At 56.3% G+C, this 25,388-nt stretch carries 21 protein-coding genes; 5 read left to right on the top strand and 16 right to left on the bottom strand.

Going from position 1 to position 25,388, the window contains the following annotated elements; genetic code table 11:
• Window positions 1-94: 94 nt before the first annotated feature.
• The 3 genes from VFX97_18270 to VFX97_18260 all read right to left on the bottom strand — a co-directional run bounded on the left by VFX97_18270 (window position 95) and on the right by VFX97_18260 (window position 3,637).
• Window positions 95-745 carry an EpsI family protein gene (locus VFX97_18270; GenBank protein ID HEX5705151.1) on the bottom strand — a complete coding sequence of 217 codons (651 nt, stop codon included), beginning with the start codon at window positions 743-745 and terminating at the stop codon, window positions 95-97.
• Between the two features lie 2 nt (window positions 746-747).
• Window positions 748-1,752, bottom strand: coding sequence for an exosortase (xrt, locus tag VFX97_18265; protein ID HEX5705150.1), 1,005 nt, complete (start codon window positions 1,750-1,752; stop codon window positions 748-750).
• 253 nt (window positions 1,753-2,005) lie between these two features.
• A complete protein-coding gene (locus tag VFX97_18260) occupies window positions 2,006-3,637 on the bottom strand; it encodes a hypothetical protein (protein ID HEX5705149.1) in 1,632 nt (543 codons plus the stop codon).
• A 160-nt stretch (window positions 3,638-3,797) separates the two neighbouring features.
• On the opposite strand from VFX97_18260, the gene VFX97_18255 reads away from it, so the two are divergent.
• Together VFX97_18255 and VFX97_18250 are read left to right on the top strand one after the other, a co-directional pair.
• Entirely contained in the window at window positions 3,798-5,072 is a 1,275-nt protein-coding gene (locus VFX97_18255) for a glycosyltransferase (GenBank protein ID HEX5705148.1), read from the top strand.
• A 2-nt stretch (window positions 5,073-5,074) separates the two neighbouring features.
• The gene (locus VFX97_18250) at window positions 5,075-6,019 is read left to right on the top strand and encodes a glycosyltransferase family A protein (GenBank protein HEX5705147.1); all 945 of its coding nucleotides are present in this window, start codon (window positions 5,075-5,077) and stop codon (window positions 6,017-6,019) included.
• On the opposite strand, the gene VFX97_18245 is transcribed toward VFX97_18250, so the two are convergent.
• Window positions 5,941-7,095, bottom strand: a complete 1,155-nt coding sequence (locus tag VFX97_18245) for a glycosyltransferase (GenBank protein HEX5705146.1) — start codon at window positions 7,093-7,095, stop codon at window positions 5,941-5,943. The genes VFX97_18250 and VFX97_18245 overlap by 79 nt on opposite strands.
• A 317-nt stretch (window positions 7,096-7,412) precedes the next feature.
• Between VFX97_18245 and VFX97_18240 the strand changes: the two genes are divergently transcribed.
• On the top strand, window positions 7,413-7,949 hold the full coding sequence (locus tag VFX97_18240; protein HEX5705145.1) for a PEP-CTERM sorting domain-containing protein: 537 nt from the start codon (window positions 7,413-7,415) through the stop codon (window positions 7,947-7,949).
• On the opposite strand, the gene VFX97_18235 is transcribed toward VFX97_18240, so the two are convergent.
• From VFX97_18235 to VFX97_18195, 9 genes are all read right to left on the bottom strand, one after another.
• Window positions 7,946-8,575: a YdcF family protein gene (locus VFX97_18235; GenBank protein ID HEX5705144.1), complete on the bottom strand. Its 630-nt coding sequence runs from the start codon at window positions 8,573-8,575 to the stop codon at window positions 7,946-7,948. The genes VFX97_18240 and VFX97_18235 overlap by 4 nt on opposite strands.
• A gap of 95 nt (window positions 8,576-8,670) precedes the next feature.
• A complete protein-coding gene (locus VFX97_18230; GenBank protein ID HEX5705143.1) occupies window positions 8,671-9,885 on the bottom strand; it encodes a glycosyltransferase in 1,215 nt (404 codons plus the stop codon).
• Between the two features lie 13 nt (window positions 9,886-9,898).
• Window positions 9,899-11,647, bottom strand: a complete 1,749-nt coding sequence (locus VFX97_18225; GenBank protein ID HEX5705142.1) for a hypothetical protein — start codon at window positions 11,645-11,647, stop codon at window positions 9,899-9,901.
• A gap of 23 nt (window positions 11,648-11,670) precedes the next feature.
• A complete protein-coding gene (locus VFX97_18220) occupies window positions 11,671-12,702 on the bottom strand; it encodes a polysaccharide deacetylase family protein (GenBank protein HEX5705141.1) in 1,032 nt (343 codons plus the stop codon).
• The gene (locus VFX97_18215; protein HEX5705140.1) at window positions 12,696-13,430 is read right to left on the bottom strand and encodes a class I SAM-dependent methyltransferase; all 735 of its coding nucleotides are present in this window, start codon (window positions 13,428-13,430) and stop codon (window positions 12,696-12,698) included. Before VFX97_18215 ends, VFX97_18220 begins: the two co-directional genes overlap by 7 nt.
• A 16-nt stretch (window positions 13,431-13,446) precedes the next feature.
• The gene (locus VFX97_18210) at window positions 13,447-15,009 is read right to left on the bottom strand and encodes a lipopolysaccharide biosynthesis protein (GenBank protein ID HEX5705139.1); all 1,563 of its coding nucleotides are present in this window, start codon (window positions 15,007-15,009) and stop codon (window positions 13,447-13,449) included.
• A 7-nt stretch (window positions 15,010-15,016) separates the two neighbouring features.
• Window positions 15,017-16,174, bottom strand: coding sequence for a glycosyltransferase family 2 protein (locus VFX97_18205; GenBank protein ID HEX5705138.1), 1,158 nt, complete (start codon window positions 16,172-16,174; stop codon window positions 15,017-15,019).
• Complete coding sequence (locus VFX97_18200; protein HEX5705137.1) at window positions 16,171-17,628, bottom strand: O-antigen ligase family protein; 1,458 nt, start codon at window positions 17,626-17,628, stop codon at window positions 16,171-16,173. The genes VFX97_18205 and VFX97_18200 overlap by 4 nt, the downstream gene beginning before the upstream one ends.
• A gap of 81 nt (window positions 17,629-17,709) precedes the next feature.
• Complete coding sequence (locus tag VFX97_18195) at window positions 17,710-18,576, bottom strand: hypothetical protein (protein ID HEX5705136.1); 867 nt, start codon at window positions 18,574-18,576, stop codon at window positions 17,710-17,712.
• A gap of 15 nt (window positions 18,577-18,591) precedes the next feature.
• On the opposite strand from VFX97_18195, the gene VFX97_18190 reads away from it, so the two are divergent.
• Window positions 18,592-18,882: a hypothetical protein gene (locus VFX97_18190; protein HEX5705135.1), complete on the top strand. Its 291-nt coding sequence runs from the start codon at window positions 18,592-18,594 to the stop codon at window positions 18,880-18,882.
• A gap of 481 nt (window positions 18,883-19,363) precedes the next feature.
• Here VFX97_18190 and VFX97_18185 read toward each other — a convergent pair whose 3' ends face one another.
• Complete coding sequence (locus tag VFX97_18185) at window positions 19,364-20,440, bottom strand: hypothetical protein (GenBank protein ID HEX5705134.1); 1,077 nt, start codon at window positions 20,438-20,440, stop codon at window positions 19,364-19,366.
• 304 nt (window positions 20,441-20,744) lie between these two features.
• Here VFX97_18185 and VFX97_18180 point away from each other — a divergent pair, with 304 nt between their 5' ends.
• Window positions 20,745-21,110 (top strand): STAS domain-containing protein, encoded by a 366-nt coding sequence (locus VFX97_18180; protein HEX5705133.1) that lies wholly within the window; start codon window positions 20,745-20,747, stop codon window positions 21,108-21,110.
• A gap of 149 nt (window positions 21,111-21,259) precedes the next feature.
• Here the strand turns inward: VFX97_18180 and VFX97_18175 are convergent, their stop codons facing one another.
• Both VFX97_18175 and VFX97_18170 read right to left on the bottom strand, forming a co-directional pair.
• A complete protein-coding gene (locus tag VFX97_18175) occupies window positions 21,260-23,185 on the bottom strand; it encodes a FecR family protein (protein ID HEX5705132.1) in 1,926 nt (641 codons plus the stop codon).
• Window positions 23,186-23,638: 453 nt separating this feature from the next.
• Complete coding sequence (locus VFX97_18170; GenBank protein HEX5705131.1) at window positions 23,639-25,300, bottom strand: alpha/beta fold hydrolase; 1,662 nt, start codon at window positions 25,298-25,300, stop codon at window positions 23,639-23,641.
• Window positions 25,301-25,388 lie beyond the last annotated feature (88 nt).

The raw sequence follows: 25,388 nt of genomic DNA, 5'->3' as shown, positions 1-25,388 counted from the left end.
TTAGCGGCAGGAAGCGAATAGGACGTATGGGTCCATGCGACCCATGGGACCCATACGTCCCATATGCCCACGGTCGAGCCGCGGCGCAGAGCCGTTAGTCAGGAATAAATGCCGGCAGTTCCGGAGCTGCTTGCGAAGCAACTTCAACTGCGGCCTTCTCGGCTTCTTCTTCCGAGCCGGCGATCGGCACCATGATGCGCACCATCGCCCCATCCGAACGCCGGCGGCGGACGCTGTCGATCACAGTGTAGATCTTGCCCCAGTACTCGCTGGCGAGCGGCCGGCCGCGCCCTTCGTACCAATACAGCATCAACGCTCGGTTGTTGCCGTTCTGAATCACGTAACGATTGGCTTCGAATGGCGGACGGCTACCCGACGGAGTAATCATGATTCGCCCGCCATCGCTCATCACCCACCCCGACCCAGGCAGGCAATTGAGCGGGCTGTGATACGTTGCGCCCGTTCGTTGCGATGCGTAGTAGCCGGCATAGAACGACACGACGTGGCCATCGGATTCATAGTTGCGCGAGAGATATTCGTCCGCGCGAAGCACCTTTTCCGTCTCGGCATCGAACCGGATGTCGGCGCCGCTTTGTCGCCATGATCCGAACTGAGAAGGAAATTCTTGCAGCGACTTGCGTGAAATCTTCGCTTCGCCGGCACGCTCCCACACGTTGATGACTCCGCCGCCAATCAGCAGTACGACGAGCAGAATCCAGAACCGTTTTGAATTCGATTTCGACATGATTAGCTTTGCGCCTCGCGGAGGGTGGTCGCGCCCGTAGATTCGTTTGGCGTGGGGCTATTGCCAGACCGGGCGGGCCCGCCTTTAAACCTTTCAAAGAGGGGCGCGGTGCGGTCGAGCGTCCAACCCATCGCGAACAGCAACGCCGCCGCGACCAGATAAATCACCCAGCCTGAGAACGAATGAAAGAACCCGTCTGCCACTTTTGTGCCGTAATAATGGGCCAAAACACCGGTGCCACTGACTCGCCCAGCGTTGGTCAGAATAGCGATCGGGACGGCCGAAACAATCAGAATCACTGAGCGCCAGAACCCGAACGTCCGGTACGCAGGCCGCTGGCCTGCAGCAGGCGGGTCGCCTGCGGACCGATTCGGCCGCGTGAAATACGCATAAACGACTGCCAGAGTGACGAGCGTCATCAGCGACCGGATGCCGCTGCAAGCTTCCACCACTGCGAGTCGCTTCGGCTCAGTCGCGCCGAGCGGCATTAGCTCAATTACGTTGCCCTGCCGCAGCACCGGAATCTCGAAGAACGACATTGCCGCCACTGCGCACTTCGACGCGAAGAGCTGGAGCGGAAAAGCAATCTTGTTGAAGATGATCTGCGGGATGGGAATCGCCAACGCCAATAGCAACATCGGCACGGCGACCACCTGGATGATGCGAACGCCGAAGAAGTAGATCACGATGCCCGCCAGCATCAGCAACAGCGACGCGCGCTGCACAAACAACTCGGCGCCCGCGGTTCCGGCCCACAGGGCGAGCAAAGCGAAGCTGACACAAACAACGCCGATCCAAAGCGCGCTGGTGCGATGCTGTTCGGTGAATCGCTTTCGTTCTTGCCAGACGATGAAGCCGATGATGAACGGCACCAGCAGGCCGTGCGAATAGTTCTCGTCCGCCCACCAGTCACGGCTTAACTTCATCAACACCGCGAAGTAGACAAACGCCAGCGCGGCTGCGATTGCGACAGGTTTGTAGAATTTTTCTTGAATGGCGACACTCATGCGGTTTGTTGGTGCTTTGCTGTTCGAGGGGCAATCTCAATCAGCCAAGCTCTTTCTGTGGTGCGGGCCGGGAAATAAAGGCCGTAAGTTTGAAAGGAAACCCAAGTTCCTTGCGGCCACAATGTCCGGGCCCGCCAGAGAGAAGAAAGAATGAATCCGCCGCCGCTTCCTGAGAAGAGTGTCAGGAGCCCCATCCGTTAGGGAGGGCTACGTGTCCTATTTTGCGAAATTGCGCTGGAAAAGTTGCCCTTCCTTACGGTCGCGCTTCTGACACAGACAACCGCCAGGCGAGGTACCGCCCCGACGAACGAAAAGTCATGTCGTATTCTTTGCCGCCGACGGTCGCCAGATTGCGGAGCGCGTCGGTGGCATCGCCAAAAGATGCACCGAAAATCTCGTCGCCCATTTTCAGAAATTCGCGATCGCCGGTAAGGACATAGGCGTATCCAAACGCATGATGAATGGTTGAGTTCAAGTGTCGCACGCCGCGAATGACGTTGGCATCGCCGTTAGTGACGCGGTCGCCAAAGCCGCGCTCGTAAGCTCGCGGATTCGCGACCGTGCCGCCGCCCCAGTAATACCAAACGCCACGCCAGCGATGCTGGGGCATATCTTTGACGACCTCGCTGCCGCGATAAGTGTCTCGATACAGATGCCGGCACGCCCGCGTGATCTGCTCGCGCAAATCTGCTTTCACATTCGAATTCCTGGTCAATTGATGAAGCAGAATGGCACTTTCCAGATAAAGGCCAACCATAAAGGGCTGCTCGCTGTTAACGACTTGTTCGCTCGTGGTATCCCAGCGCCACGATCCGTCAGATCTTTGCAAACGCCCGAAGAAGTTGACGGCAATATCTTCGGCATCAGCGAGCAACGCCGCGCGCTTACGCGCCCCGTCGGTCGCCACTCCGGTAGCAGATTTCAAAGTCCCATTCGCGTGTAACGGGTAACGATCCGGGAGTACGCGCGCGAGCATCACCGCATACAACTGCGCGTAACCATCCTCGCGAATGTCGTAATAGAGTGTCGGATTGTTTCGGCGCAGCTTGAGCCAGTTGTCGAAAGTCGCGCGCACTTCGCGCTGTAGGTAGTCCCAATACTCGGGCTTACCGTCCAGCGCGCGCAACATCAAGCCTGCGAATGCCTGCGAGCGCGGCGGCAAATGATTCCGTCCCTCGGTCACCGTACCGAAATTCATGTACTGAGAACCCCAGAGAGAATCCGCGATCTTCCGCGCATACTCCCGGAAGGACGCGTCGCCAGTACGGTAAAAATTGATGTACTCAACCAAAGCCGTATCGTAATAACTTGCGCGCAGATAATGGTCATAGTTCCAGGACGCATGATAAGTATCACGGTGATAGGTGTCGGCGTTGGCATTGCGGACGTCCTGGAATTTCCACGGCGCGGTCAGTGTAAGTTGCGTGTCCGATTGCACGGACGCCACTTTAACTTCGCGCTCTACGCCGGCGTCTCGAATCCGCAGCCATCCATTGAAGAAGGGCGCCGGGCCATTGGGATCAACTTCAACTAAAAACCTGGTCCCTTCGCCTGAGACGACGCGCGAATTCGGCCTGATACTCACCACTCCGGTTAGAACTCGTGGGGCGATGCGCGGGGCTTCGCGACCCTGAACGTGTCCCTGCGAATTTTGGGTGCTGTCGAACCAGGCAAAAGGATTCAACGGACTACCGGCTTTGAGTTGCGGCCCGCAAATGAACGCGACTTCGGAGCTTGGATACTGAATCTGCCCGGCCTTGACTGTGGGCGAACTGCCTGCAACTGGCGCGGACTGGACCTCCTGTACGCGTCGCGGCCTGGTCTGATCCTGGGCCCTCAGCCGCGCGTGAAGCGTAGTCAGGATCCCCAGGAGGCACGCGCTCATGATGAGAACTGCAAATTTCCGCCGCATTTAAAAAGAAATAAGGTGAATTGACGATTTATTCTATTCCGGGGAGAGGCTGCTTTGTGCGAATATGGATGTTGTCCGGCGCCTGTTGCGCCGCCTAACCTACCTCGGCAACGGCCCGCCCGTCGAATCTGCAATGAAAATCCTGAGCATTATTGAAGCGACAACCGTCACCGGTCCGGCAAAGAATCTCCTGAACTTCTGCCGCCTGCTGCGTTCACCCGAGTTTTGCCGGGACGGGGTTCCGCGGATCGAAGTGTCGATCGTCACCTTCGATCGAGTGGCTGGAAATTCCGATTCGACTGGGAATGCTTTCGTGGAAGCGGCCCGTGACGCGGGCATCACGGTGGACGTCATTACCGAACGCTTTCGATTTGATCGCGCCGTCATCAAGCAGTTGCGCGACATAGTTGCGCGACGCGCGCCGGACATCATTCAGACTCACATGATCAAATCGCACTTTTTGGTGAAGCTTTCCGGACTTGGAAAGCAATACCCGTGGATCGCTTATCACCATGGCTATACAAGCACCGACTTAAAAATGCAGTTTTATAACCAGCTGAATCGCTGGTCGTTGCCGTCGGCTGATCTCGTGATCGCCGTTTGTGGCGAGTTTGCCAGGCAACTTACGGCGTCGGGCGTTCAGAAAGATCGAATTCGCGTCAGACACAACTCAGTCAAAGCGCCGCGAACAGTTTCCAGTGATGAAAAGCTGTCATTGCGTGAAAGGTTTGGTATCGGCGGAGACGAAAAGGTTTTGCTTGCCGTTGGCCGGCTTTCGCGCGAGAAGGGTCACGCGGATCTCGTTGAGTCAGTTGCTTTGCTCCGCACGGCTGAGCCGGATCTGAAATTCAAACTTCTGATCGTCGGTGAGGGGCCGGAGCAAGCGAATCTCTCGCGCATCGTCACTGAACGTAACCTCGAGTCGCACGTTGTCTTTGTCGGACACGTCAATGATGTCGCGCCCTTCTATGCGATTGCAGAGGTGGTCGCGTTGCCGTCGCACAGCGAAGGTTCGCCTAATGTTCTGCTTGAGGCGATGGCCGCCGGACTGCCAATCGTCGCCACCGCCGTCGGCGGGATTCCTGAGATTGCAACTTCAGAAGTAAACGCCTTGCTTGTTCCGGCACGCGATCCTTCAGCGTTTGCTAAAGCCCTGCAACGAGCGCTTATCGAGTTGGAACTCGCGCGGACGGTGAAGAGCAATGCGATCGCGCGTGCGCGGGAGTTCTCTCCCGAATCACACGCTCATTCACTGATTAAGATCTATGAGGAGCTTCTGTCAGTACCCGGAGCGGTAGCGACGGGATCTATCACTCGAGACGGGTTCCTTGATCCCCTCGCTACCATCACCGCACGCGGGATGCCCGCGCGGGGGCACCGGTCCGCTCCGGGTACTGATCCGATCTAGCAATGCGCGTCTCCGTCATCATTCCGCTCTTCAACAAAGCGCCGTTCATCGAGCGGGCCCTGCGCTCCGTCGCGGCCCAGACGTTTGCCGATTTTGAAATTATCGTTATCGATGACGGTTCGACTGACGGCGGACTGAGGATCGTTGAGAAGTTCACCGATTCGCGCTTACACATCATCAGGCAGGAAAATGCCGGGCCGGGAGCCGCGCGAAACCGCGGTCTCCGTGAAGCCCGTGGCGAGTTCGTCGCGTTCCTTGATGCGGATGACGAATGGCTGCCGCAATTTCTTTCCGAGAGTGTTGAGTTGCTGGATCAGAATTCGCACGCCGGCGCCGTGACCTCCGGCTATTCCGCTTTTCCCGGTGGCGAATCAACGGAAAAGGTTTGGCGCGCGCGCGGGCTACTGAATGGATTGACGCGGGTTAAAGCTGACTCTGCACCGCAATCTGTTACGGCGCTGCTCGCATACATGACTCCATGCACGACAGTTGCGCGGACTGCGGTGCTGCGCAAGTTAGGCGGCTTTTATGAGCGCGAACGTTGCGCCTACGGCGAAGATGCGCACCTGTTTTTAAAAGTTCTATTGAACGAGGCTATCGTGGTGAACCTCAAACCACTGGCGCTAATTCATTTTGAAGCTTCGGGCGCCGCACAGACGCGGCGCAGTGTGCGGCCTGTCGAACCGTTTCTCAATCGTCCGGAAGAAATTGGCGCGTACTGTCCTGCACATCTGCGCGCGCTGCTTTCGCGCGTGTTGGCGATCCGCGCGTTTAAGACTGCTTGTATGCTCGGTTATTGGGGAAATTGGCGCGAAGCTCGCGCGCTGGTCGGACGTTTTCGCGTCGGCGGTTCCTGGCGATTGCCCTATTACACGTCTTCACTCGTCTGCCGCACACCAATCGCGGCGGCTATTGGCAAGGTCTGGCGAACCGCAGTCTCGTCCTGAGGAACACTTGCGAAGCCAGCTTCAACAAAGCTTTTCACGCTGGTTCGCACAATGTCGCCGTACAATCGATCATCGCCTCCTGCCGACGTGGCGTATCTTTGGCCGCGTTTAGCAATCTCGCGACGCTGCGTGTGGTCGTCCCAAAGTAAAGCAATCTGCTGCGCGAGTGCGGCCGCGTCTTCCGGCGGCACAATCACAGCTTCATTAGTGAGTACATCGCCGACCCCTGGACCCTCGCTAATCACTACGCACTTATTCATCGCCATCGCGACCAGGTAAGTAGCAATACCTGCCGGCCCAATATCATTCTTGTATCGCGGAATGACAATCAGGCGTGCCTTCGCGATGAAGTCCAGAAACACTTCATGACTGTACGAGTCGTCAATTACCAACTTTAGATTCGGCGGTAACTCGTCCTGCCAAACATCAGTTCCGTGGGCGGCCATCATGTCTGCGGGTTGCTGATGAAGTATGCCGGGACATTCAACGCCCTTCATGGCGGCCACGAACGTCTTGATGTCACGCATGGTGCGACCCGCGCACATCACGTACTCACCATCGCCTGGCGGTTCGATTGCGAGCCGGCGCTGAATCTCTCTCAATTGATTCACCTTGAAGGGAACGTAGATGGTTCGCTCCGGGCCAATGCCGTAAAGACGCTCGCACCCGCGCAGGTCCTTGAAGTACAAAATAAATCGGTGCACGCGCTTGAAGAGTATCTTCTGCAGAAAAGTCTTGATTCGCCCGCTTAGGGATCTCGGGGTACGGACAATTAGATCTACCGAAACGATCTTGAAGCGAAGTGGAAGAACCCATTTCAGAGCGCAAGCCAGCATGAGTTTGGTTGGATCAGTGTGCACGATGACGAGGTCGGAACGGATACAGTTGGCGAGGAACTGCTTCGCGTCATCGTCTTCGGTGACATAGGAAAAGGTGAGTGGTGTGTCAGGACAATGAGACTGATTCAACGCGCCCAGATTTGTGAGAATGCGAATGCCGGCCTGCCGGCGCAAAGCTTTCCCCGGCGTACCATCAGCCGGAGGTGTGTACTTTGGACTTGAGCTTTGCTTCAACATCAGGTGAACCGTAGTTGCGAGGTTTTGCGGCGGGGCTCGTTTGGCGAGCGGCGAAAATGCCACGAAGATTATACCGCGGGAAGCGCTTTAATCGAAAATTGTTTGCCGTCGAACAGCAAGCCTGGCGGCCCTAAGCTCAATTGTGCCAACGGTAATAACCCTTCCTGGAATCAAGCGTCAATCACAACTTTTTAACTCTAAAGAACTGCAACGATTCGACTCTTGTCCGGCCAGACCAGCTCAAACCACGGGAGGTGGACGTGATAGGTTTTAAATCCCCAGCAAGGCGCAGACGTCTGGATCTTGTGCTTTTACCAATGGCGGTCTTCATCGGCGCGGCTCTGTTCGCCGCTCCTGCACAGGCCGAGACGATTACGCTCACCGGTGGTCAAGTCATACTCAATCTCAGCCCCAGAGGGATAATGTCCACTAACCTGACCGGGCCGAATTTCCAGCTCAGTGCGACTGGCGACCTTGCTTTTGGTCAAACTCTGAACGAGTTCAGAATCTGTAGCACAGCCGGTTGCGGCGGTCTTGACACGCTTGCCATGGCCACCTTCAATGGCCTTGGCCCCACCGGATTAGTTACGGGAGGCGGCAGTTTCGACGAATCGACCATCACTGGATCAATTACGCTGCACAACAGCGATGATACGCGTCTCGACACACCACCCTTTCCGTTTACGATCGATTTTGTCGGTGTAGGTACGCTTGAGAGGACGGAAACAAGGGTGACATTCACAGTTAACTCGCCCGTTCCGGAGCCCGGAACAATGCTGCTACTCGGATCAGGTCTCACGGCTGTGGTGGCGGCTGTCAGGCGCCGGCGCAACACGCGGCCACCCGCGAACTAGTAGCTCAAACGGTAATAAATCATCTTCACGTACTCGGCAGCCACTAATCGCCATCCCGATTTGTGCCACCACCAGGACGCGGGCGGGGGCGTCTGCCAGCCCGGCGCCGGACTCTCCATTCCAATTTGAATTGGCTTGTCTTTACAGGCTCGTTGAATTGACCAGCGAGCCCGGCGCGAATGATACGCAGAGGTCACGATCAATATGCGATTGAGTTTCTCAGCGGCGGCGTAGTCACACAAACGCACGCTCTCCTGATAAGTTCCGGCGCCAATGTCGGAAACGATGCGAAGGTCTTTCGCGGGAACCCCGTGTTGCTGCAAACGACGAGAGGCCAACTCATGGAAGTACAAGTTGCGGTCATCGCTCGCTGACCATCCGCTTAACAATCCTTCGTTGCTTATGAGAACAAGCGGCGCGCGCCGTTCGTGGTAAAGCCTGGCCGCCCAGTCATTGCGTTCAAGGTAGGTGCCTGGGCCACTGAGCACGACGATCGCATCGGCCGACGCGACGTGTTGTTGGACGTGCAGAAATTTAGCGGCCGCCCACGCGACAAACGGCCAGGCGAGTGCGAGGCAGAGCGTCGTGATGAGCACGCGCTTCAATAGGCGGCGACGATGCTTCATGTCAGTACCGGGAGCGGTCCGGGTCCCCGTGCGGCCATCCCGCGTGGGGTGGTGGATGCGACCGGATCAGGTTGCAACATCGGTTCAGAGGAGAGCTACCACCCGGTCGCTACCGCTCCCGGTACTGACACCGAGCTCGACAGGCTCTTTGACAGAAACTTCTCGTAAAGCTCTGCGGTTCGCTGAAGCTGAACCTCGGATGAAAACTTCTGCTGTACGATTCCGCGGCCACGCTCGCCCATCGCTTTCCCCTTTTGCGAATTTTGCAGCAACTCAGTAATGCGCGTTGCCATCGTTTCATGATCGCCGGAGGCGACAAGGTAACCACTTTCACCTTCGACGATTGCCTCGCGCGCGCCTCCTACATCTGTGGCGACGACCGGGCGAGCCGCACCCATGTATTCAAGAATCGCGTTCGAGAATCCTTCGGCCTTTGAACTCAGCACGCATACGTCGGATGCAAACAATAGCTCAGCGACACGATTACATCTGCCGATGAAGAAAACATCACGCTCGATTCGCAGGTCTCGCGCGAGTGCGCGCAGGTCTTCAAGCATCTCGCCCTCGCCGGCCACAACAAAAGCGGCATCCGAAACTTTTGCGCGCACGGAAGCTGCTGCGCGCAGGAACATCGGATAGTCCTTTACCGGATTGTGCAGGTTCGCGACCATCGTGACGAACCTTCGCTCGCGCGGTAAATCGAAAAGTTCCAGGGCGGTGTTGCGAGTTAAATCCGCCGGCGGCATCACGCGCGCAAAATCGAGCCCGTTGTAAACCACGGCGATGTTCCGCGCCGGCACGCCCTGTTCAACCAAAAAATTCTTTACCGCTTCAGAGTTTGCGTGAACCACACTGGCGAAACGGAACGCGGAGCGCTCGACGAGATTCTGTGCGGACGTCCGTCCATCAGTTTGGGTCTCGCCTCGAAATCCGATGCGCGCCGGCACTCCAGCCAACTTCGCCCCGATGACGCCGAAAATATTTGTGTAGAAGCCGTCGGTGTGAACAACGTCAATCTTGCGCTCGCGCAGGAACGTCCGAAACTTACGAAGCTGTCTCGCCATGTTCCCGTCATAAAAACTGTTGAGCGGGAACTCCGCGATCTCTTCGTCAACCAACTTTTCTGCTTCGGCAAGCAAGGGCCCGGTGCGGCTCAAACACGCAAGGTGCACGTGATAACGTCCGCTATCGGTTAGCAAACGCGCGAGCAGCACCAACTGTCCTTCTGCGCCGCCGGTCTCAAAGCTGTTGAGCAGCAGCAGGACATTGGTTTTTGAAGCGGTCTGGGAAGCAAAAACGGCCATCGTCATTCGATCACATCAGTCATTGCCTTTGTAGAATCGCAACAAATCGTTGGTCGCTGTCGCCATCGGCATAATTGCCAATTGCAGCACTGCGAAAATCCGCGAGCTTCCTGAGTCCGTTCAAGTGCTCTTCAAAGTCACTCGCGGTTTCATCCTCATGTCCCTCATAAATCATGAATGACCAGGGAATTCGTCCCAGCGCCTTTAGCCAACCAAGATGGCCGCGAACGGCTAAGTAAGAAATGACGCAGCCATCCAGCAGGTCGCGCGCGAATTCGGGGACCTGCGTCAGGTCGGTTTCCTGATTGATGTCGCCGCCAGTCGTGGAAAAGCGCGTGCAGCCAAGCGCGCGCAAAAGTTTTTCGGTGTGCGGTACAACATAGTCGCGATCCCAACCATGACACCAGCGTGCCCCCAACTTTAGATACTGGCCCATCATGCCGCCGATGTTGCAACCAACATCCAGCACCATTCGCTTCTCAAGACTCAACCCGGCTTTCTTCATGAGCTCGTTCAGCACCACCATCCGGTCATCTATTTTTCGGCGGCTGGGCAGGTGAACTCCCGGGATTGACTGATAAAGGTAAGTGCCACCGCGCAGGACGTTGCGGTCTCCAAAATGAGATTTTTCGGTGGCTTCACGGGCGATTTGCTCAAGGTAATTTTCATAGTTGACGAGCAAAAAGTTTTGGAAATCAACGTAATGGAATTTTCCGTCACCAGACATGACGGCGTTACCATTACAAGTGGGACACTCAAAGTCTTCATCCGCGAAACCGTCAGGCAGGTTCACGCGCAAGACACCTTCGCGCTCAAGCTCTTCAATTCGCTGCCGGCCTGCTTCGCATTCTTCCATTGATGGAACGCGCTCGCCGGCATGCGCAACGATGAAGGCGGTCATCACACACTCCGACGCCTTCAGCTCAATCAAATCGTAAAGGCGCGCGCCGACACCCATCTCAAAAAGGAGGTTTGCCACCAGGGTCAAACGTCGATGGTCGTAAACCACGTTCTTTTGCATCACGCTCTCGCCAATTCCGGCGCCAAAGCCGGCGCGAAGATAGTGGCTTTCGTCCACGCCACCGGGATGCTTAATCAGCTTGATGCCGGCGTCGGCCGGATAGTTTTCAAGAAGTTCCGCGAAGACACTCTGGCGGGCCACCTGCGGCGGGATGTAGATCGCGTGACCTCCCTCAAAGTAACGTTCGTGGGTTGACTTGAGGTTATCGATCACCGACGCCAGATTCTTCACATTCTCTGGCAGGCTGAACCTCTGGGGTGCTTGAATGGGCAGGACGTTCTCCCAGCTACTGCCGTTTTCTGGTTTTCTCAACAACTGCCGCAGACCGACACGTCGCGCCAATCGATATTCGATCAAAACTCGATCAACTAAGCCGGTCGCGCGCCGATAAGCGTCGGGTGAAGTTACGGACAAGCGACCCTTGATTGAACGCGAAGCCGCCTCAGCGATGAACTTGTCTCCGATGTCCTGGAAGACCTCCCTGCCCTCGGCCGTGAGCGAAAGATGGCCGCGGTTGTTTTCCAACCAACCGGCTTTCGCCGCGGCGATCGTGCCAGTCCATAGAGCCTCTTCGAACGCGCTGCGATTCGCCTGCACATGGTGTGGACCGCGTTCCGCCGCTGTCAGGGGAACTGATTCTTCCAGTTGAGCGACGATTCCTTCCATCGCCAGACCAGCGGGATGCTCGTAAAGGAGCTGGAACATCTTTGTAGCTAATTCGGTTCTGCGTTGTCGGTTTATCTTCATGGGAAACCTGCCAATGAGTAGGGTTAAAGTCCGCCTCGTGTCGGAAGTGCGGATGAGATACCAGTGAGCCAACCTTCGAACTCAACGGGGGAGAGCCTGGAAACGTCGAGGAGCCGCGGCAGCAGCAGGGGATGGGAATCGCGTGAAGCCAAACCCGTTTCGCACGTCGTCGCAGAGACGATGCCGGCTTCTTTTAACCAGGGGAGAAACACCGGGTCGTAGTCTCCGCTCGGATAGCAAAAGTGCTCTGCCGTTTTCCCGGTTAACTGGTGCAGACGTTTCCGGTTGTCTTCGATCTCACGGAGAAAAAGTTCGCGATTTCGCGGTGTGCGGTGGCGGTGCGTGTGGAGCTGAACATCTACACCTTGACCAGACAATTCGGAAACCTCGTCGGGACTCAGGATATGTAATTTCCGTTGCCCCAGCAGCGCGTCATAATCGATCTTAAATTGTTCGGCAATTGATCGAGCCAGCGAGTCTTTTTCGTCCGCCGAAAGACCTTTGCTGCGCGCAAAGGCGCGAATCTCACCGGTGACCTCGTCGCGTGCGGGTTTATCAGAGAGCGTGGATTCCGAACGAATGCCGGTAATCCCACTTAGATCTAAGACCTGTTCTCGACCTTTCCAGAGCAGGTAGGAAATCATCAAATCGAAAATTGGTTTTTGGTAATCGGAGTAGAACGTCGTCAAATAGAGCGTCACCGGAAAGCCAAATTCGTTGAGTACCGGAAATGCGCGGTGGTAAAAATCAGTCGTCCCATCGTCGAAAGTTAGCGCCACAGCCCGCGGCGGCAGATCGTTCGCGTAAAGGCGTTGGATTGCCTCATCAAGCGGCAACACCGCGCAACCGGATGTCTTCAGCAACTGTAAGCGTTGGCGAAATACATCCTGCGCAATGAAGTGCCCGTCATCCCATACATGCTCGTCGGAAATCGCGATTCCGTGATAACCGAGAATCAGCAGCCGCTGACGCCGCCACTTCGATCGGTCAACGATCGTGAACACGCCGGAACGCTTCAGCGAACGCAGCACCGCTTGCTTCCCTTGTTTCAGCATCGCTGGTACTCCTTGGCGATCACGAAAGCAGGTGCCTGCGGTGTGCCGTCGGGTCGTTCTGAGCGAACCGTGAATCCGCGCCGGGAGAGCTCACGTTGCAACAGCCAACGCGTTTGAAAAGTCTCTTTGCCAAACAGTCGCGTGTCGGTCTGTTTTCCGGTCGCGTGGTAAACACTACCGACCGTCAGGACACGACCGGCATGCACCAGTGATAGAAACCGCCGCGCGGTCAGGTTCTGCCAGAATTCGCGCAAGTAGTATCGCAGGTGATGAATCCGCAACAGGAAAACACCACCGGGTCGCAGCACGCGCGCCACTTCGTCCAAAACGCGCGAGTTGTCCATATAGGGCAAGGCCAGACCGCAGTTCACGATATCGAAGCTGGACGTGGGAAACGGTAGCCGTTCCGCGCTGCCATGAATAAAGGTGACCCGAGCGGACGGAACATGCTCCGCATAAAACTCGCGCCCGACTTCGCAGGCTCTTGGCTCAGCGTCGAGTCCCACCCCAAAGGCCTGGCGAAACTTGAGGAACGGGTAAAGCATCTGTCCCATCCCACAGCCGACATCCAGGACGCGATCTATTTTGACGTCAGCGATCGCTTCCAGGAGAGGATCAAAACGTTGCGGGTCGGTCACAGCTTCGAGCAAGCGTTCACTCGCGCATCTGAGATACGCCTCGTACTCTGCTGCTTCGATCTGTTTCTGTGCGGAACGAATTGAATTCATGGGATCTAAATGAGACTTACTTGGTGATTGTCTGAGCGCGAAGACTGCTCTTGCCTTTTAGTAACAGGAGCAGCGTTTCTTTAAGGCTTTGAATTGCCAACCTACCTGCCGGCATGACCACCAGCACGGTGGCCGACGTCGCGAGAGTAATCAGTGACGCAAGAAACAGCCGGGCGATGAGAGATCCGAATACTTCAATCCATGGCCGCGCTATCACGAGGACAACGAGCGAACCGGCGGCCGCGAGCAAGCTGGGTGCGACCGTTCGATAAACGTCGCTCATACTGACCGGGCCCCTACGCCCGACATACCAAAACATCAACGGCGTTGTGAGGCACAGGTCGGTGATCGCATAGGAGGCAGCAACTCCGGTGGCGCCCCACCGCAATCCAACCAGTATCGAGACCACCGAGATGCTCGAGCCGATGACTCCCCATTTGAACATCTCGCGCGATCGGCCCTGAGTCATGAAAAGCCAAAGGCCGGTGCGGCTAATCGGTTGAAAAATCGCGGCAATGCCGAGGAACATGAAGACACGCGACGCGTCGTTCCATTGTTGACCCAGCAGCAGCAATATCAACCAATCTGAAGTCGCGATTCCGCAGACCACGGCGGGCATCGTCAGCATCGCGATTTTCTCAACGATTTTCAGATAGGCGGCGCGATAGCGTTCCGGAAAATCAGCCAGGCGGCTCAGCGTGGGAACGGCAACCGTCCAAAGCGGCGTAGTCACCTGGCCGATTGGCGTGAGCAGCATCTGATAAGCCTTCGAGTAAATACCTAGCTGGTGTGCTCCCCAAACCTTTCCGATTAACGCATTGTCCAGGTTCTGGGCAAAGAAAGTCGTGAGGTTGTAGCCGGTGAGATTTCCTCCATAGCTAATCATCGACCGTACGCCGGTATTGCGACTCGGCAACCGCGGCCGCCAACTGCAGGCTACCCATGATCCGACCATCGTTACCGAAGCAAACATGAGTTGATTGAGCACGAGAGCCCAGTAGCCGGCGCCCTTCCAGGCAGCGATGATGGTTACGGCTAAGCCAATCGCGAGCGCGGCAACGTCGATCACCGCCAGCGCGACAAACCGCATCTGCCGTTGCAGAAGCGCGAGATGTTGAATCGATAGGCCCGTCAGAAACACGACCAGCGCATAACCGGCAGCGATGCCGATCAGGTTGGGCTGCTTATAGAACTTTGCGAGCAGAGGTGAGCAGGCGACAACCACTAATGCGATCGCCGAGCTGAGTCCTACATTCACCCAAAAGAGATTGCTGACCTGGACATGCGTCAGTTCTCGCCACTTCACGGTCGCGTTCGGCAGACCGAGGTACTGAAACATTGTGAGAAAGTTGACCAGGACCATCACCATTCCCACAAACCCATAGTCCTGTGGCATGAGCAAGCGGGCCACGACAATCGTTACGGCCGTGCTGAGCGCAAACTTCAACAGCTGAACAGTCAGAGTTAACGCCCCGCCGCGAATCGTGCGCGCCCCGAGATCCTCGTTCAGGTGATCCGTGCGGAAGTGTCTATTCTCGTCGACCGCTACGGATTCGATTTTTGCCGGTTCAGTGGACATCAGAAGGCTACTCACGGATGGGTTCCCAACGCGCGTATCGCTCGCCGCGCACAAGCTTGTAGAGAGCGAGGACTGAAGCAACGTTCGCGAGCACAAAATACTGCGGCAGCGCGAGCAGTCGACTGCGAATGCCCACGCGCTCAAGTGCGGCCGACAGCGCGGCGCAACCATAGCCGATGACTTGAATCGCGAAAGCGAGCCGGTAAAACAGCGAGGTCGTTACCAGCGACGCTGAGGTGGCGAACGTCAACACGAGGAAGAACGGCACCAAATAGCGCATCACTTTGTGCGAGAAGAGCTGCACGGCAAAAAAGCCGCTGCGAAAAGGATTCAGCATCGCGCGGTGACGCCACAGATCGTTGAATGTTTGCGTGATGACGCGCACACGCATGCTCAGCTCGTTGCTAACACGCCGGTTGGTCTCTTCAGTGCAGACGGCGCCGGGCTCAAAGACCGTGCGCAAACCTTGCTGCACCATCTTCGTGGCGATAATAAAATCGCCGTGAGCTTCGGGATAAAGCGGCAGGTACGCTGAACGGCGCACCGCATACATGCAGCCAGACGCGCCTATCAAAGAGCACGCCCGGCTCTCGTGTTTTTTCACGAAAGTTTCGTAATTCCAGTAGGTGACTGCGCCCCGCCCCACACTAGATCCGCTCGGGTCGACGTAAACCAGCCGTCCGGCGACACAGCCAACGCTCGGATCGGCAAAGTTCGGCATCATCGCGCGCAACACATCTGGTTGGTACATCGTAGTCGCGTCAGAGAAGAGGAGGATCTCTCCGCGAGCACGCTCGACCGCGGCGTTCTGCGCCGTCGTTTTGCCCAGGCGTTGCGGCTGCCGATAAAGCTTCACCCCGCGCGACTCGAAGCCACGCACAATCTCATCCGTTCGATCGGACGAGCAATCTGACGCGACAATAATTTCCAGAAGCTCCTTTGGATAATCGAGCGCCAGTGTGTTTTCGAGCTTACCGGCGATATCGCGTTCTTCGTTGTAGGCCGTGATGATTACACTTACCGCGGGTTGATACGGGCCCCGCTTGAGCCGGCGAGGCCGCAGCACGCTAACCAACGTTACCAGCACCGGATACGCGGCATACGTGTAAATGAGCGCGGCCGCGCCAAACCAGAACGCTACTTCGATAATCAGTCCCAGACTCATGCAATCACTCCTGCGGTTGAATTAGTTACCACCGCCGCGCGCTCGCGTTTCTTTCGTATTTTTCGAGATTCCACTACGACAGGCTTGCCGGTTTGCGCTTCATAGATTCGTCGCAGGCAAACTGCATAACCGACCAGGTAGTAGACGTACCAGAGATAAGCTACCGACAAGAAAAAGCTGGACACCATGTAAGCAATCAGCGACGCCTGAAGACCGAGGGTCAGGTAGTAAAGACGTGAGTTGGCACGCTGATCAAAAGTTTCGCGAACTATCTGGCCGAGCTTGCGAAGCGGAGCGACGATGAACATCGTGTAGCAGGCCAGCGCCCCCAATCCCATCTCCGCGGCCACCTCGGTGTAGGCGTTGTGCGTGACGTAGCCTCTCAGGGACACCTGATCCATGTAGTTGCCCATTCCAATGCCGAAGAATGGGTGCCGCAACGCGGTATAGATGGATCTGAACAGTTCGGCGCGGCGAAGATCTGACGACTGCACCGGATCGAGGGAGGGAACGAAGATCGAGAGTAAACGAATGCCGTAATTGCCGGGCACCAGAAACGAGACGCCAACGCTCACCACCAGGATGCCGGCGATTATTGCCAGGCGGTTACGCTGCCGCAGCCTTATCGTAAAGAAAATCAACACGACGATCAGTCCCAGGAACGCGCCTCGCGAATAAGACAGCACGATCGACGCCAGCATCACGGCTGAGAGCGATGCGAAAACGATTTTTCCGGCCTTGCTCCGGGAACCAAAGAAGAATGCCAGCGCAATCGGGAGTATCGTCACCACAAATAAGGCCATGTCGTTCGTGTTACCAAAGATTCCGACACCTCTGCCGCTTACCCGATAGCCTTCGACCATCGCGAGTCCGCGGCGATATTCATCGATGGCCCCCAGGCTCAAAAGAAACGCCGTGCCGATAGCCAGAAACAACAACCCTTTCAGACGCGTTTCCGTCTTTACGACATTGACCAGCACGACAAACATAACGACGCACCGGATGAACGTGCCGGAGAACGTCAGCCACGCATCCTGAGGACTCATCGCCAAAGGGATGTTCACGACTGCCAGCATCGTGAAAAGCACGATGAGCTTTACTTCGGTTAGCGGCGCGCTGAGATTGCCTTCGAGGGCCAGCTGGGTGGGAAGAAAAAAGACGAGGGTGACGATGCCGACGACTAACGCCATCGATGCCGTAACCGGCGAGTCATAGAGTTCGCTGGGCCGTACATAGAGGACGAGCGTGAAGGCAAACAGCGCTGCGTAAGAAAACTTGTGACCGTTGGAAAGCGCCGGTACGCCAAATTTCACCGCGCGCAGAGTCGAACGTTCCGATCTCGCTTCAGCCGGCTGGTTGTTTTCTATGGCTGTGGGTCTCGCTGAAGACGCTTCGCGGCGCGCACGCGAAGGCGTGATCGACGAATAACCCGCATTTGCTCGTACGCCCGGCATTTGGAAATCAGTCCTTGTAAACTAAAGAAGCGCAGTATCCTGCGCTTCTCGATAACCTGGTTGTGCTCAAATTCGGCGCAGTTAAGCTACAGCTTCCTCGCCGTCAACCACCATCACGCGCACACGCTCACGCAGGGCCAATTCAAACATGCGCGCTTCTTCAACCTCCGAGAATGACAGCGCCCGCAGCTCCTGCTCGATGCGCCTCCGATAATCGGAGACCAAAGAATCAGAAACGCCTAATGTGGCGGCCACTTCCAATTGCGTCGCGTGATCGGCACTCAAGTAACAGTGCCAGAGCACGCCAATCATGCGGTTGTACTGCTTCATTTTTCCGCGCACGTTCGAGCGGAGGGCGGTCAAAAACTTGTCCACTGAGCCGGCCGCTTCACGTTGCGATTCATGTCTTAAAAGGCTCTCTTCAGGGTTCTCGCGCAGGTCGGCCGGGTCATAATGCGGGCCGTCGTCGCCTTCGTCGCCGCCCAATGGAACCAGATAAATGTCCATCACCGGCAGTCGCGACATCACCAGACTGCGCAGACTTCTGACGTCAGCCGGCGAGTCAATCGCTTCCAGCACGGAAATGATCAGGTCTTCGAGATCTGAATTGCTGATGACGATTTGCGCGTCGCCTGTGCAGCCCACCATGCGTGTATCACGCTGGCGGACCGGAATCATGTGAACGCGTTGTTCCATCTCGTGCGTGTTGCGGCCGCCTTTACCGTTGGGCCACTCGCTCAAGCCGTAAACGCGATCCGCGAGCCGGCGATGCGCTTCTTCGCCCGTTCCACTGCTGTCAAAGCGGCGGAAGTTCGCACTCGACTGAATCAAAGTCGAAATGCGTCGGGCCAACCGGTAGCTTTCGGGATGACGCTTGCGCAGCTCAGCCGTCAGCAAGTTGGTTAATTCGATCTGGCCGATCTCGCATTCGATCTCGGCGTCCGTCATGCTGGTGTCCAGATAATGTTGAAAGCGAGATTTGGTCAGCAGTTGAACAAACAGTTCCTGGGTGAGATCGGTGTGTGCACTGGTGGCACCTTCTTCGATCAGCAATCCGGCGCTGCGGGATGCGCGCACCAGCGGATGATTGCTGACGATGCGATGCAGCTCAGCCCACAGGCGATTCACATCCGAACTGCGGAGGCTTTCAACCCAATGGCCGGCTCTGGCGCTACGTTCTGCGGCACGGCGGGCGCGGGCAGAATCTGGGGCGACATTAACGGCCGTTTCTGGCGTGGTCTTTTGACTTATTGATTTCACGGTGCTGGTGGTATCCCGGCGGATACGGAGGGTGGCAAGACGAATGACTCTCGTCAGTTTTGGCTGGAGCCTTCTGCTGTCGCGTGAGAAGGGCACGGGGACACGCTTCGGAGAGACAGCGTAAAGGCTCAAGCGATTAAGTTTTTGTATTCAGTCCCGGAAAGAAGGTGCTTGTCCGACTTCTCTGTTGTCGGTCAGCGCGGGAAGCTGGTCGATCGGCACTTCCGAAGCGGGGTGGCGATCAGGAAACCGGCAGCCAACTCGCTGCGCGGTATGGCCAAAAGCATCCTAACAAATCGGTCGGCGATTGAGCAACATGTTTTTACACTCGGCTGAATTCCCGTATTTGCTGAGGAAATTGCCTTGAAACGGCATCGAGAGCACCGACGGCCAGCCTCAACCTCAAAAAAATTTTGGAAAACGGGCTCCTTTTGATCTCGCCCTCAGCAGCAGCACCCTGAAATCACGGCAAAGCTTATTGGGGAGGGTTGATTGGAACTGTAAATCGATAATTCTCGATCTGCTCGCCAAAAGCGATTTCAATCGGCTTTGAACCGAAACCGGAGCGGAGATTAACCTGACCATTGACTATCGGATAGAAGACTAATCGATACGTGCCCGGCGGTATTTGCCAGAGAGTGAACTTGCCGTCCTGCGAGGTAAAGCCCGGCAGTCCGCCGCGCCGACTTGCGGCCTCGGCTTCAATTGGATCGGAGGGTTTGATCGTGATGAAACCCGCGACATTCTTGCCGGCCAGGTCGACTATCGTTCCCGACACGCGCCCGTCGGGACGCGCAAAAACATCGAGCGAACAGCCGCGCGACTCTTCGGTATTTCCAACGTGAACGACGAATGGCTTGCCCGTGTTGTGCTGCCAGGTGCTCAGCCCCTGCGGAAGATCAATTTCGAGGCGATAAGTATCCGCGGGCAGCCAGTCAAACGCATAGACACCCTCCGTATCAGAAGTGGTCGAGTGATCCGGGCCTGCGCTTCCAATAGCACGCACGCGGACACGCGCTAATCCTTTTGATTCGACAAGTTCTTCGTACCCCACGCCTTTCGCGGCGGTACCGATCATTCCAAACAATGTCGGTTGATCGGAACTTTTACGTTTCGCGCGAAGCTGTCGAATCAAAGCAGCAGCCATCCCCACAGGCCGGGTTTGAGTACAGATACTAGTGGTCAGTTGGTCCTGGTAAGTTGAAGCGTAAACCAGATAAGTCTGCCCGACGATGAACGGATATCCACAGTCCCCGCCACCGGCACCCGTGAAAATAACAGTCTCTTTGTCGGAGTTAATCGCACCGCGAAGAGTTTCAGTCACTGAAAAATGAACCGCGACACGCGTCGGGAAACTTTGAGCGCCGTCGGCGTCCCGGATCGGTTCCTTTGTAGTGACCTTTCCAAGAAACACTAACTCGCCCTTCTTCCAGTCGATACTGCATGTGTTCGGTGAGAACATGCACGAGCACGCAATGGCCAACGCAGGCGTGAGCATTATTAGACACGCTGCGATGAGAATGCCCCTCCAGAATTCAATTCGCCTGACCATTTCCAGTATGTTACTCCAACCGCAACAAAAGTTGTCCGAACATGTGCCCTCACGTGTTTCGCCCTAGTTTGAACGCTTATTCGCTGGAATTCTTTATTTTCCGCTTGTTAACGCCGTCCCGCCTTGCCGCGTCTTCAGAGTGGTATGACGCAATTTCTAAAAATAATGAAACACCTGGCAGGCCGTCGTCGTGATACCCATTGTATTTGATACAACGCCGATGTATCGGGGTTATAGAAATTAGCCAGCGGTTTCACGCCTGAGGGCGCATTAAATCACCGCAGTTCAAACCAAGGGGTCAGTCATGTTGAAAGTCTATTCAAGAAATTTAGGCGATGTAGCGGTCTTGTCACTAAAGGGCCGTTTAATAAGTGGAGAAACCGGAAGTCTGCGCGACGCCGTCTGCTCCCAGTCAAAAGTGAGTTCGATCGTTTTGGATCTAGCACGCGTCACGGCAATTGATGCGCGTGGTCTCGGCGTCATGCTCGAGCTGCAACGGCAGACTGCCGTGGAAGGCATTCGCTTCAAGCTGATGAACGTCAACAGATTCACGAGCCGCGTGCTCGAAGTCACGCACCTCGATTCCGTCTTCGAAATTATTCCCAAAACCGAATCCGCAATTTCGCCACGCATTGCGCCTGCGCAAACGCGAATCGCCGCCTGTGCTTAGTTTCAGAACCGCCTTTCCTCCTCTCCCCTTGGGAGAGGCTGGGTGAGGGTGCGAAGCAGGCGGGCGGGCACTTCAACCTCTGATAGCGCACAAAAAAATCGCCCAGGGTCGCGGAAAGCCACCCTGGGCTAATTGCACTGTGAAGTTGGTTAGGGCTTGCCCTTACCTTTTCCGCCGCCGCCACCTTTCGGCTGGCCGGGCGCTTTGTTCTGCTGCTTCGCTTCGCCGCGGCCCGGCTGGTTCTGTTTGACCTGCGGTTGGGGATTCATCCTGACTGGTGGACCCTTAAATTCGGGACGGCCCACAGATTTACCCTTCACCGGATTTCCGATCCGTGCTCCTTCGGCTCGTGGCGAGCTGGGCTGCTCAACCTTCGGTTGTGCGCGTTGCTGCTGCTGCACCTGGCGCACTTGCTGCCGCTGATCGCTTCGCTGCTGCCGTTCCAGCTGACGCACTTCGCGACGCGCTTCCTTGTTCCCACTCTTTGCTTCACGCGCCAGCGCATCTATCTGTTGCTGACGGCCGGGATCCACCTGCGGTGCTCCGGCGTTCCGCTCATCCCGGACCTTGAACTTCTGGTCCCTGGTTTTTTCCGCAATGCGTTCGAAACGCAGAGACTTCTCCAGGTCCTTTTTGAAACGAGGTCTCACTGGGTCATGCGCGATTACGACGGTTCTGTCGTTGAGTTTCTTCGCGATGCCCGGCGGCAGATCGGTCTTGCCGCGACCCCACGCTGAATTGATCACGGCGTTGCGGAGCGGCGTCATCAGCAGCGGCTCAAGCGTCGGTTGTACGTTCGCCAGACTCGCTGCATTAACGTGCCTTACGGAACGCGGATCGATTGCCCGTCCGAACTGATCGACCGGCACGACCGTGATTGCATTCGGCGCAACCAGATTTACCAAATTCGCTGCGATGAGATCGCCGCCTGAAAGGTAATGCGGCTGCCAGTTCTCGTCGTAATACCGCGGCACATAAGCATCGCCCGGGCCCAAGGGGATCCAGCCAATCTCGTTGTTGCCGACCGGAACAAATGCGACTAGCGCCGGCGAGTACTGCGGCGTCGCGCTCGCTGCTTCAGGGACCCAGTACCAGCGATCGCCGGCGTAAGCCCAGCGTCCGTAGTGGTACGGCGTATAGCCCCACGGCTCATTCGAAACCCACGTCAGTCCGTGTGGGTAATCCCTGACCCAGTAACCATCCTGATAAGGTGTCCAACTCGCGTCGACGCGCGGACTCCACGCCTGCCCGTACCCGTCCACATCACGCCAATCGCCGTAGTAACTCAGATCGCTGATGCCCGGCGCGTCATACGTCACGTAGCGATAGCTGACATCGTTTTGATAAGGATCGTAGTAGTTGGGATCAGCGAGATACGCGTCATAGTTTTCATAACGCCCGTCATAAGTGTTTGGGTATTGATAGCCGTAATAGTCGTCAACCAAATAGCCGGCGTCATCCCGGTTCAGTCGCGACAGTGCGACTTCAGCCGCAGTAGTGCCGAGCAGCGTCAGCATTTCGCCTTTGCTGATCTGGCCGCTACCCGCGAGACCGACAACCTGGGCGAGGCCGCTCAGTACCGAAACCATCGTGTTCCCGTCGTTGACATCGACGTAGTAGAGACCCGGCTCGTTGAAATCAACTGCGCCATACGGCGTTCCTACTTCAAACAACTCGCCCGACGGCAGGTAAGCAACATCGAAAATTGCCCCGCCATCACGCAATGCTAACTGCGTGCGATCATCGCTCAGGGCCACCACATCGAGCGATGTGTTCGGATCCAGCCGCGCATGATTTCGTCCGTCAAATGCCACGCCAGCCCACGCGTTATCGCGCGTGTAAAGACGGTCGCCGACTGATATGGGTTCGTTCGGACCAGCCGTTCTCCATTCCGTATCGTTCGCATCGGCCATCGCGACCTGTCCCTCAACACGCTGCAGCCGGGCTGCATTCGGCAACACCGCCGCTTCTGCGTTGTTCGAATTTCTTTGATAGAGCCAGACGCCCGCGCCGGCAGCCACTGCGACCGCGAGGCCAATCACCGCCGCGTGCGGCCAAAGTTTGATATTTCTCATGAAACCATTACCTCCTGGATAACTCACTTGCCGTCTCCTGATTGGGACAGCGTTTCTCCGCGGAAGATTTTCTCTTTCTTCACACGTTCAGTTGATCCCTGTGTTTTGTGCGACGGGAAGAGTCTTGTTAGCAGAAGAATCGTCGCAATCACCGTTCCTTAATGGTTAACGAATCGTTATGTGAGACCGCGATTGTGGCTTTTGAGTTTTCCAGCGCCTCGCGAGTTGATGTTTACGAGGGTAGAGCGAATTTAATGCTTAGTTGAAGGTAAACGACTATTGATTAGTTACAGGATTGCAACGATACAGGTTCAGGCGAAATGCGTTCTGAAACGCTGAATCGAGGGAAGGCTGACCCATATCGTGACTGAGACGTTCGACAGCGGCACAAACCGAGGTTTAGTCCCACTTAGCAGCAGTTAGCGTTCAACTAAAGGATGGCAGGTAGATTTATTAGGATCGACGACTTGTTCTGCCTGGCGCTCGCGAACGAGATTGTCTGACCATCCAATTCACCATCTCTTCGAACAGCCCAGGGACAAAACGCTTGCTCCGAATCCATGAACTCTTCTCAGGCTCGGGTGCTTCCATCAGATTGTGCACGCCGCGCGGATATACCTTCACGACGAAACCATTTTTGCCCGAATCACCAGTGATGCTCGTCTCACGCTTGCCGGCGGCCGTCAGGATCGACTTGATAGCTTCCACACTCGCCGCTACACCTTTGGGCGTGTCGAGCTCACCATGAATCACGAGCAGCGGGCCGCGCAGGGATTTCAATGCCGGCGCAGGATCGTAGAAATAAGAGCGTCGCATATGAGCCCATTGTGGATGGTCCTGTTTGTCCGGGCCACGAATGTCGATACCCTGAACGCGATACCACGGCAGGTCTTTGACGGTGGTACGCATGCTCAGGTACTGCTCCCACTTTTCAAACGAACGAATGATCTCGTTCTTCAAACTTTGAAACGCTAAAGCCTTCTGCACATCTTCAGCGCTGAATCCAGCCTTCTGTAATTCATATTCGGTGTCGAACAATTCCGTGACTGCCGGCGTCAGTGCGCCGCCTGAAATGGCTACCGCAAACGCTGCATCAGGAAATCGCGAAGCCGCCAAAGGCGCGATCCAACCGCCCTGGCTCAGGCCCCAGAAACCGATTCGTTTAGGATCAATTTCAGAATTTGATTGGAGGAACTTTGCCCCGGCAACCGCGTCATCGGCAAGATCTTCAAAGCTCGCTTCGCCCCAGTTGCCTTTCGATTCACCTACGCCGCGCTTGTCGTAAATGAGCACCGCCATGCCGCGCGCCGCCAACTGATAGCCCAGGCCCCAGACAAATTCGCGCCGCGCTGCTCCGCCACCATGCGTGAAGACCACGCCCGCATGTTTTGAACGGCTCGCCTCAGGCAAGAGGAGCGTACCGGCCAGCGTCACATCGCCGTTTTGAAAACGAACCGACTGGTGACGATGAAATATTCGTTTTGCACGACGTACGCGTGAGCCACTTTGCGAGCTTAACCCAACAATGCGTTCGCCGTTCCTTTCGAATGTCAGAACCGTTGTCATCGGCGATGTAATAAACAAAGCCGGGCCTGCAAAGAAGTGCCGGCCGGTGCGCGGAAAAATTCCGCGGACCTCTCCAGTGGCTGAGTCAGTCATCGTGAGGAGGCTTGGCACGCCATACATCACATCGATTAGGACAAACTTACCGTCAGGAAAACGATAAGCGCCCTGGTAAGCCGCCAGCGCTTCAGGCGCAAGTTTCTGCACCCGCGTCACATGAAAAGTGCCGGTAGATCCCGGCGACGATGCTTCGCCCGTAATCTTGTCACCGTCGATCGTTCCCTTCAGCGTTGCCTTGATCTGCCCGAACTCGCAAATCACTTGATTTCCTTCAACCTTGATCGATGTCAGCGGCGTGCTGAAGTTTCCGAGTGGAAGCCCCAGCGTCCCTGTGTTGCCGCTCAGGCTCAACGTAATGAATTGTGTGCCCGATTCCTTGGCTTCGGTATTGCCGACCCATTCGCCGGAAACAGTTTGTTGGGTCTGTGCGCACACGTGCGACCCGCCTGCCAAAAAGACGAAGACAATCAACGCCCAAATTCTTTTTCTCATTGCTTCCCTCGGGACTGGTTCTTATTAAAGGCTGGCATTTGGAGTGCGCCGGCCCTGGAAACGCGGTCATCTTACCCGCAAGTTTGGA

Source organism: Pyrinomonadaceae bacterium, assembly GCA_036277115.1.
Lineage (GTDB): Bacteria > Acidobacteriota > Blastocatellia > Pyrinomonadales > Pyrinomonadaceae > UBA11740.
Note: the sequence above shows the minus strand (reverse complement) of the source record. Positions and strands in the feature narration are given on the sequence as shown.

Bases quoted from the DNA above. Each gene is read 5' to 3' on its own strand.
- VFX97_18270 (HEX5705151.1), bottom strand. From the start codon at position 745: ATGTCGAAATCGAATTCAAAACGGTTCTGGATTCTGCTCGTCGTACTG.
- xrt (HEX5705150.1), bottom strand. From the start codon at position 1,752: ATGAGTGTCGCCATTCAAGAAAAATTCTACAAACCTGTCGCAATCGCA.
- VFX97_18260 (HEX5705149.1), bottom strand. From the start codon at position 3,637: ATGAGCGCGTGCCTCCTGGGGATCCTGACTACGCTTCACGCGCGGCTG.
- VFX97_18255 (HEX5705148.1), top strand. From the start codon at position 3,798: ATGAAAATCCTGAGCATTATTGAAGCGACAACCGTCACCGGTCCGGCA.
- VFX97_18250 (HEX5705147.1), top strand. From the start codon at position 5,075: ATGCGCGTCTCCGTCATCATTCCGCTCTTCAACAAAGCGCCGTTCATC.
- VFX97_18245 (HEX5705146.1), bottom strand. From the start codon at position 7,095: ATGTTGAAGCAAAGCTCAAGTCCAAAGTACACACCTCCGGCTGATGGT.
- VFX97_18240 (HEX5705145.1), top strand. From the start codon at position 7,413: ATGGCGGTCTTCATCGGCGCGGCTCTGTTCGCCGCTCCTGCACAGGCC.
- VFX97_18235 (HEX5705144.1), bottom strand. From the start codon at position 8,575: ATGAAGCATCGTCGCCGCCTATTGAAGCGCGTGCTCATCACGACGCTC.
- VFX97_18230 (HEX5705143.1), bottom strand. From the start codon at position 9,885: ATGACGATGGCCGTTTTTGCTTCCCAGACCGCTTCAAAAACCAATGTC.
- VFX97_18225 (HEX5705142.1), bottom strand. From the start codon at position 11,647: ATGAAGATAAACCGACAACGCAGAACCGAATTAGCTACAAAGATGTTC.
- VFX97_18220 (HEX5705141.1), bottom strand. From the start codon at position 12,702: ATGCTGAAACAAGGGAAGCAAGCGGTGCTGCGTTCGCTGAAGCGTTCC.
- VFX97_18215 (HEX5705140.1), bottom strand. From the start codon at position 13,430: ATGAATTCAATTCGTTCCGCACAGAAACAGATCGAAGCAGCAGAGTAC.
- VFX97_18210 (HEX5705139.1), bottom strand. From the start codon at position 15,009: ATGTCCACTGAACCGGCAAAAATCGAATCCGTAGCGGTCGACGAGAAT.
- VFX97_18205 (HEX5705138.1), bottom strand. From the start codon at position 16,174: ATGAGTCTGGGACTGATTATCGAAGTAGCGTTCTGGTTTGGCGCGGCC.
- VFX97_18200 (HEX5705137.1), bottom strand. From the start codon at position 17,628: ATGCCGGGCGTACGAGCAAATGCGGGTTATTCGTCGATCACGCCTTCG.
- VFX97_18195 (HEX5705136.1), bottom strand. From the start codon at position 18,576: ATGACGGACGCCGAGATCGAATGCGAGATCGGCCAGATCGAATTAACC.
- VFX97_18190 (HEX5705135.1), top strand. From the start codon at position 18,592: ATGTTGAAAGCGAGATTTGGTCAGCAGTTGAACAAACAGTTCCTGGGT.
- VFX97_18185 (HEX5705134.1), bottom strand. From the start codon at position 20,440: ATGGTCAGGCGAATTGAATTCTGGAGGGGCATTCTCATCGCAGCGTGT.
- VFX97_18180 (HEX5705133.1), top strand. From the start codon at position 20,745: ATGTTGAAAGTCTATTCAAGAAATTTAGGCGATGTAGCGGTCTTGTCA.
- VFX97_18175 (HEX5705132.1), bottom strand. From the start codon at position 23,185: ATGAGAAATATCAAACTTTGGCCGCACGCGGCGGTGATTGGCCTCGCG.
- VFX97_18170 (HEX5705131.1), bottom strand. From the start codon at position 25,300: ATGAGAAAAAGAATTTGGGCGTTGATTGTCTTCGTCTTTTTGGCAGGC.